This window comes from Streptomyces sp. PA03-1a (assembly GCF_033792805.1).
GTDB lineage: Bacteria > Actinomycetota > Actinomycetes > Streptomycetales > Streptomycetaceae > Actinacidiphila.
Genome location: NZ_JARAVO010000335.1, coordinates 1 through 7,973, shown reverse-complemented (window position 1 = coordinate 7,973; position 7,973 = coordinate 1). Strand labels below are relative to the sequence as shown.

General features: G+C 75.1%; 6 protein-coding genes. 4 read left to right on the top strand and 2 right to left on the bottom strand.

Features of this window, described 5'->3' with window-relative positions; translation table 11 throughout:
- The first annotated feature begins 251 nt into the window (after positions 1-251).
- Entirely contained in the window at positions 252-824 is a 573-nt protein-coding gene (locus PV341_RS41875; RefSeq protein ID WP_500328859.1) for an Rv1733c family protein, read from the top strand.
- Between the two features lie 99 nt (positions 825-923).
- The gene (locus PV341_RS41870) at positions 924-1,811 is read left to right on the top strand and encodes a universal stress protein (protein ID WP_500328858.1); all 888 of its coding nucleotides are present in this window, start codon (positions 924-926) and stop codon (positions 1,809-1,811) included.
- A gap of 230 nt (positions 1,812-2,041) precedes the next feature.
- On the opposite strand, the gene PV341_RS41865 is transcribed toward PV341_RS41870, so the two are convergent.
- Positions 2,042-2,704 carry a helix-turn-helix domain-containing protein gene (locus tag PV341_RS41865; RefSeq protein ID WP_500328857.1) on the bottom strand — a complete coding sequence of 221 codons (663 nt, stop codon included), beginning with the start codon at positions 2,702-2,704 and terminating at the stop codon, positions 2,042-2,044.
- A 320-nt stretch (positions 2,705-3,024) separates the two neighbouring features.
- Between PV341_RS41865 and PV341_RS41860 the strand changes: the two genes are divergently transcribed.
- On the top strand, positions 3,025-3,951 hold the full coding sequence (locus PV341_RS41860) for a universal stress protein (protein WP_500328856.1): 927 nt from the start codon (positions 3,025-3,027) through the stop codon (positions 3,949-3,951).
- 34 nt (positions 3,952-3,985) lie between these two features.
- On the opposite strand, the gene PV341_RS41855 is transcribed toward PV341_RS41860, so the two are convergent.
- Positions 3,986-4,891 carry an oxidoreductase gene (locus tag PV341_RS41855; RefSeq protein WP_500328855.1) on the bottom strand — a complete coding sequence of 302 codons (906 nt, stop codon included), beginning with the start codon at positions 4,889-4,891 and terminating at the stop codon, positions 3,986-3,988.
- 453 nt (positions 4,892-5,344) lie between these two features.
- Between PV341_RS41855 and PV341_RS41850 the strand changes: the two genes are divergently transcribed.
- Complete coding sequence (locus PV341_RS41850) at positions 5,345-7,942, top strand: glycoside hydrolase family 127 protein (protein WP_500328854.1); 2,598 nt, start codon at positions 5,345-5,347, stop codon at positions 7,940-7,942.
- Positions 7,943-7,973: the final 31 nt, after the last annotated feature.

The window sequence follows — 7,973 nt, the reverse complement described above, 5'->3', positions numbered from 1 at the left end:
AGGGGGTCGATCAGGGGGGTGGGCATCGGTGCTCCGTATCCGGGAGGTGTCGAGGACACCGACAGGACGCGGGGCGGCACGGGAAGTTCGATCGCCGGCGAGTGACGGTCGTCACAGCCGGGCGGCGGGCCGGCCGCGTGTGCGCGCAGGGGCCGGTCGGCCCCGTCCTGCGGCGGAAATGATCCGTGTGGCCCCTGCTGCGGCAGTGCCGGCGCGTGCGACGGTCGTCGGACAGGGAAGGGAGCACGGCCATGAGCGGCAGGGCGGTGTTCTGGCGCTGGCGCCGCAATCCGCTGCGGCGACGGTCGGATGTCCTGGAGGCCTGGACGGGCGTGGCGGCGGCCCTGCTGATCGCCCTGGGGGCCCCGGCGGCCGGGGCGGCCACGGCGGCCGCGGTGGAGCAGTCCGAACTGCGGCGGAGCCAGGGCACCCACCTGGCGACGGCCGTCCTCACCGAGGACGCCGCGAAGGCCGTGGAGAACCCGTACACCGGCTCCATCGGAAAGGTCCTCACCACCGTCCGGTGGACCGCGTCCGACGGCTCCGCCCGAACCGGTCAGGCCCGAGTCGAACCGGGCAGCCCGGCGGGTTCCACCACGTCCGTCTGGCTGGACGCGGACGGCCGGCTGCAGCAGAACCGGCTCACCCCCGCGCAGGCCGAGGCCCAGGGCGTCGTCTTCGGCTCGGTCGCCGCCGCGGGCGCCTGCGCGCTGGTCCTCGCCGGGCGCTGGGTCGTCCGCCTGCGGATCGACCGCCGGCGCGCCGCGGCCTGGGGCCGCGAGTGGGAGGAAAGCGGCCCCTCATGGGGCCACCGCAGGGCCTGATCCCCGACGGCCCCCTTGACCGGCGCACGGGGCCCGGACGTCGGCCGGCGCCGGGGGAAGCAGGGGACGGACGACGGGCGGGGAGGACGAGGAGGCGCGGTGAGCGGTCTGGTGGTCGTAGGAGCGGACGGCTCGGCCTCGAGCCTTGCCGCGGTGGAGACGGCGGCCCGGGAGGCCGCATGGCGCGGCGCCGGACTGAGGGTGGTGCACGCCTTCCTGTGGCCGGCCATGCACGTGCCGCTGGGACCGCCGGCCCTGGGCCCGTCCGAGGGCGGCCTGCGTAACGCCGCGCAGCGGGTGGTGGCGGAGGCCGTGGAACGCGCCGGGCGCACGGCACCGGACGTGGACGTCACCCACGCCGTCGTGACCGGGGAACCCCTCACCGTGCTGGAGGCCCAGTCGCGCGCCGCGGAACTGGTCGTCGTGGGGTCCCGCGGCATGGGCGGCTTCGTCGGTCTGATGCTGGGTTCGACGGCGGTGCACCTCGCCGCGCACGGCCAGTGCCCGGTCCTGGTGGTCCGGGAGCAGCCGGCCGCCGGCGGTCCGGTCCTGCTGGGCGTCGACGGTTCCCCGGCCGGCGCGGACGCCGTCGACTTCGCCTTCGCCGAGGCCGCGTTGCGGGGCGCCGAACTCCTTGCCCTGCATGCGTGGACCCCGTGGCACACGCCCGTACCGCCGCCCCAGGACCCCGCGATGCCCTACGCGAGCGAGCCGGGCGAACTCGCCCGCACCGAGGAACGCCTGGTGGCCGAGACGATCGCGGGACGGCGGGAGCGCCACCCCGGGGTCGCGGTCCGCACGAAAACGGTGCGTGGCGCGACCCGCGAGACCCTCATCGAGGAGAGCCGGACCGCGCAGCTGCTCGTCGTCGGCGCACGCGGACGCGGCGGTTTCTCCGGGCTCGTGCTCGGCTCCGTCAGCCAGGCGGTCCTGCACCACGCGCACTGCCCGGTCGCCGTGGTGCGCGGCTCCGCCGCCGGACGGTGAGGGCGGTGCGCGGGCGCTGCATGTTGGGGCGCCCGGGGTGCTTCGCCGGGGCGCCCGGGTCCGGCAGGTCGTGGTGGTGGCCCGCGCAGGGCCGGCCGTACGCGCACCCCGCAGGGCGGCCTGGCCGTCCGCACCGGGCGCGCTGCCCTGCGCCCGGCCGTGCAGCCCTGAACGTGCGTTCGGCGGGCGGCGGCCGGGGGTGCTCGGGCGGTCGGCGGTGAGGAACCTCCTCAGCCGACCAGGATGCGTCGCCCGGTCACGCTGGCCGGGACGACGCGGATCCACAGGTCGCGGTCGCCGCCCGCCCAGGGGCCGGCGTACTCGCGCTCCGCCAGCCGGCGCACGGTCCCCGGATCGGTGACGGCGGAGGCGACACCTCGGACGAGCACGCTCCAGCCCTGGCTGAGGGCCTCGTCGACCTGGTCGACCTCGAAGGCGCACCTGGTGTCCGCGGCCGCCGCGGGCGTGGCCCCGGGATGGGTGCGGAAGGCGATCACGCCCTCGGTGACCGTGTAGTTGACCGGCAGGATCGCCAGCCCGTCGGGCGTGTCCAGCCCGATCCTGCCGACCCCGTGCGTGGACAGCAACGCCCAGCACTCCCCGGGGCCGAGTTCCACCAGTGACGCCCGGCCCGCCGCGCGTCCCCGGCCGGGCGGCAGCTCCGCCTCGCCGCCGCTCAGCGCCGACACGCTCGTCCCCAGCGCCGTGGCCAGCCCGTGCAGGGTGGAGCTGCCCGGCGCCGCGGTCGGCTCCTGCTCCACGTACCGCAGATAGCCCGGGGCGATGCCGGCGCGTTCCGCCGTCTCCTCCAGGGACAGGCCCAGTTCCTCCCGGCGGCTCGCGATCCGGCGCCCGATGTCCCCGGCCGCGGCGGCCGCGTGCTGCTGCGTCATGACCGGTCACGTCCTTCCGTACGTCGCGGATGCGTCCCCTCCAGGGTCCCGCGGTCGGCGCGGCGCCGCCGCCGGGACGGCGTCCGGGCCGGACCGGCGGCACAGGCAGGGCCGCCACCCCCCGCCACCGCGCCGGTAGACGACCCGTACGCTTGATCACAGCGGTGACCTGCTCCCACCGTCCCGGGCGGCGCATCCTTCGCCCATGGGCCGGTCGGCCCCCGTACGGGCCCGGCGGGCCCCTGCCGGAGGCCCGTCGCCGGCGGGAAGCTGGGGGCGAACAGCCCCCGCCCTTCGTCCCGTTCGCCAGGAGGCACGTCATGTCCCGTACGGTCACAGCCGGTCTCGACGGATCGCCCGAGAGCCGGGCCGCCGCGGACTGGGCCGCCCGCGAGGCACTGCGCCGCGGACTGCCCCTGAGGCTCGTGCACGTGTACGACTGGCAGCCGTACGCGTCCGCCTACGCCCCGCTGGCCGGGGCGGTGGCAGCGGTGGACCCCGACGCCCAGCGGCAGTGGGCCGAGTCCGTGCCGCGCGACGCCGCGGACGAACTCGCCGGGCGTCACCCGGACCTGGAGATCTCCGCCGGGGTCGTGAGCGGGCAGCCCGCGGCGGCCCTCGCGGCCGCCGCCGAGGAGTCGGAGCTGCTGGTGCTCGGCTCCCGGGGCCTCGGCGCCCTCGCCGGTTTCCTCGTCGGCTCCGTGGCCTCCGCGACCGTCGCGCAGGCCGTCCGCCCGGTCGTCCTCGTACGGGCCGGTGAGACGGGCGAGGACGAGCACCGCCCGGACCTCGACGGGCTGGTCTCGGAGTACACGCCCTTCCGTGAGGTGGTGCTGGGCATCGACCTGGCCCGTCCCCACGACGATCTGCTGGCCTTCGCCTTCGAGGCCGCCGTGCTGCGCGGGACGGGCCTGCACGTCGTCCACGGCTGGAACCTGCCGGGTTCCTACGGCTACAACCCCGCGGCGATCGCCCTGGACCTGGAGCACGAGCTGACCGACGCCCAGGCGAAGGCGCTCACCCAGGCGCTGGCGCCGTGGCGGGCCAAGTACCCCGCCGTGGAGGTCGTGGAGCACTCCCTGGTCGGCGGGGCGGCGCACCACCTGATCGAGGCGGCGGCCGACGCCTCACTGGTCGTCGTCGGCCGCCGTGTCCGGCGCGCGGCCGCCGGCCTGCACATCGGCCCGGTGACCCATGCGGTGCTGCACCATGCCAAGGCGCCCGTGGCGGTCGTCCCGCACGACTGACGGTCGCCGTCGTTACGCCCAAGGCCGTCCCGGGTCAGCGGGCGGGGCGGCCCACCGCGTCGATGAGCGCCGTCTCCTCGTCCGTCAGCCGCAGCGCGCCCGCCGCCACGTTGTCGGCCAGGTGTTCCGGATCGCCGGTCCCCGGGATGGCGAGCACGTGGTCGCCCTGCGCGAGCGTCCACGCCAGCCGCACCTGCGCGGGCGAGACACCGTGGGCGGCCGCGACGGCGAGCACCGCGTCGCTCTCGGCGCCGCCGGCGCCGGGCCCCTGCTCGCGGCCCCCGCCGGCGATGGAGAAGAAGGGCACGAAGGCGATGCCCTGGGCGCCGCACTCCCGCAGCAGGTCGTCGCTCTCGCGCGCGTCGACGCCGTAGCGGTTCTGGACGCACACCACGGGGGCGATGGCCCGTGCCTCGGCCAGGTGCTCGGGACGGACGTTGGAGAGGCCCAGGTGGCGGACGAGCCCGGCCTCGCGCAGCTCGGCCAGGGCGCCGAAGTGCTCGGCGACGGAAGTGCCGCCCATGAAGCGGAGGTTGACCAGGTCGAGGTGGTCGCGGCCGAGCTGCCGCAGGTTCTCCTCGACCTGGCCGCGCAGCTGGTCGGGGCGGGCGGCGGTGGCCCACTCCCCGGAGGCGTCCCGTGCGGGCCCCACCTTGGTGGCGATGACCAGGTCCTGCGGGTACGGCGCCAGGGCCGAGTTGATGAGCTCGTTGGCCGAACGCAGCCGTGAGAAGTAGAAGGCGGCGGTGTCGATGTGGTCGACGCCGAGCTCGACGGCGCGGCGCAGCACGCCGATCGCGCGCTCCCGGTCGCTGGGCGTGCCGAGGTGGAAGGCGGCGCTGCCAGTCAGCCGCATCGCGCCGAAGCCGATCCGGTTCACCTTCATGTCGCCGAGGAGCCAGGTGCCGGCGGCGGCCGCGGAGATCCTGCCAGTGGTCATGGGTGACTTTTCCTTTCGCCGGCCTGGAGTATCCCCCAGCGCTTTCCGTCGCCGGTGAGCGGCCGGGATGGCCACCGCCCCTCTCCATTACTTGAACGATTCAGTATGTGACGGGCAGGAAGATACGCGGCGGCGGGCACCGCGACAAGGCGCCAGACACCGGAAGCCGCTTTCCCGCTCCCGGGGGGCGGCTCGTCATCGCACTATCGTCCCTTGTGCAGGGGTTTGTGGCGGTCCGTCGACAGCGTGGCCCGCACAGGCCATGGTTTGGGCTGCCGCTCTTGACGGTCTCTGCGGAGTCATCCTAGGTTGCCGATGGCTCTAAAAACGATTCATTCGCTCTCAGGCCAGTGGCCGGGCATCGGGCTGCCCGGCAACCGCGTTCCACGGCCGCATGCCGCCGGCCAACCGCCGACCGGTGGTACTCCTCCGCGCCCGGAAGGAGTTCCGAGAATGTCCGCACCACCTCCGTCACGGCCGTCCCGCCGGAACGTGCTGACCGCCGGCGTCGCAGCGGCCGCGACCCTTACGGCTGCCACGCAGGCCGTCCAGGCGACCCCCGCCGCCGCCGCGCCGAGCGCCCCCGAGCCGACGGGCGCCGTCGGGAGCCGGCCGGTGCCCGCGGCGCGTCCGAAGCTCGACCCGCTGCCGCTGTCCGCCGTGCGCCTGCTGGACAGCCCGTTCCTCGACAACATGCGGCGCACCTGCGCCTACCTGCGCTTCGTCGACGTCGACCGGCTCCTGCACACCTTCCGCCGCAACGTCGGACTTCCCTCGTCCGCCGAGCCCTGCGGCGGCTGGGAGGCCCCGGACGTCCAGCTGCGCGGCCACACCACCGGGCACCTGCTGTCCGCGCTCGCCCAGGCCCACGCCCAGACCGGCGAGGCGGACCACGCCGACAAGGCCCGCGTCCTCGTCGCCGCACTCGCCGAGTGCCAGGCGGCCGCGCCCGCCGCCGGGTTCCACGACGGCTACCTGTCGGCCTTCCCCGAGTCGGTCTTCGACAGCCTGGAGGCGGGCGGCAAGCCCTGGGCGCCGTACTACACCCTCCACAAGATCATGGCCGGGCTGCTCGACCAGTACACCCTCAGCGGCAACCGGCAGGCCATGACCGTGCTGCTGGGGATGGCCGCCTGGGCGGACGCGCGGACCGCGCCGCTGCCGCACGAGCGCATGCAGTCCGTGCTCAAGGTCGAGTTCGGCGGGATGAACGACGTGCTGACCCGTCTCCACCTCGTCAGCGGCGACCCCGCACATCTGCGCACCGCCCGCCGCTTCGACCACGAGGAGCTCTACGCGCCGCTCGCCGCCGGCCGCGACGAACTGGCCGGTCGTCACGCCAACACCGAGATCGCCAAGGTCGTCGGCGCGCCGTTCGGCTACGAGGCCACCGGGGAGCGCCGCTACCTCGACATCGCGCGCACCTTCTGGCGCACCGTCGTGGAGCACCACACCTACGCCATCGGCGGCAACTCCAACCTGGAGTTCTTCGGGCCCCCGGACGAGATCGTCAGCCGTCTGTCGGAGAACACCTGCGAGAACTGCAACAGCTACAACATGCTCAAGCTCGGCCGGCAGCTCTTCCTGCACGAGCCGTCCCGCACCGCCTACATGGACCACTACGAGTGGACCCTGTACAACCAGATGCTGGGCGAGCAGGACCCCGACTCCGAGCACGGATTCGTCACGTACTACACCGGGCTGTGGGCCGGCTCCCACCGGCAGCCCAAGGGCGGGCTCGGCGCGGAGCCCGGCAGCTACAGCGGCGACTACGACAACTTCTCCTGCGACCACGGCACCGGTCTGGAGACCCACACCAAGTTCGCGGACAGCATCTACTTCCGGTCCCGCGACGCGCTCTACGTCAACCTCTTCATCCCCTCCGAGGCGGACTGGCGGCCCCACGGGGCGCCGGACGGGGTGACCATCCGGCAGCACACCGTCTCCGAGGACACCGTGCGCATCACCGTCGCCGAGGGCGGCGGCCGCTTCGCGCTCAAGGTCCGGATACCGGGCTGGCTGGCGGACGGCCGGGGGCGGGCCCGGGTACGCGTGGCCGGACACCCCTACTCCGGCCGCGTCGAGCCCGGCACCCACCTCACCCTCGACCGGTGCTGGCGGGCCGGGGACACCGTCGAACTCACCCTGCCCCGCGAACCCGTGTGGCGCCCCGCGCCCGACAACCCGCAGGTGCGCTCGGTGTCGTACGGTCCGCTCGTGCTGGCCGGCGCCTACGGCCCGAAGGAACTGACCACCATCCCCGGGATCCGGCCGGAGTCCCTGCGGCCCGTGCGCGGCGGCGACGGCGCGTTCACCGCCGAGGCGGCCGGCGGCGCGGTCACCCTGAAGCCGTTCCACCAGGTCCACCACGAGAACTACACGGTCTACTGGGCGGTCGCCCCCCGCGCCGGCCGCGAGCGCGACGTCGCCCGCTACCCCCTCGACGAGGGCACGGGCACCAGCGCCGCCGACGCCACCCGGACGTTCGCCCCCGCGACGCTCACCGCGGGCGCCTCCTGGACCGCGGACGGGCCGGTCGGCCGGACCGCCGTCGCCCTCGACGGCGCCGGGGGCCACGTCGCCCTGGCCCCCGCCCTGCCCGCCGGGCTGTCCGAACTGACCGTCAGCATGTGGGTACGGGTGGACGTCCTGGTCAACTCCGCCCGCGTCTTCGACCTCGGCTACCACAAGGACACCTATCTGTTCCTCACCCCGCGCACCGGCGCGGGACGCGCCCGGGCCGCCCTGAAGATCGCCGGCATGGAGGCCGAGGACGTCATCGACGCCGCCGCACCGCTGCCCACCGGCCGCTGGACCCACGTCGCGCTCACCCTCGGCGACGGCGCCGGCATCCTCTACGTCGACGGCGCCGAAGCCGGCCGCAACGCGGCGATGGCCGCGAGCCCGCTGCTGCTCGGCACGACCACGCACAACTACCTCGGCCGCTCGCAGAACCCCACGCACCCCTACCTCACCGGTGCGGTCGCCGGCTTCCGGCTGCACAACCGCGCCCTGGCGCCCGCCGACGTCGCCGCCCTCGCGGCCCCCTGACACGGCCGGCGCGAGCGCCCCGGCCCGCCCC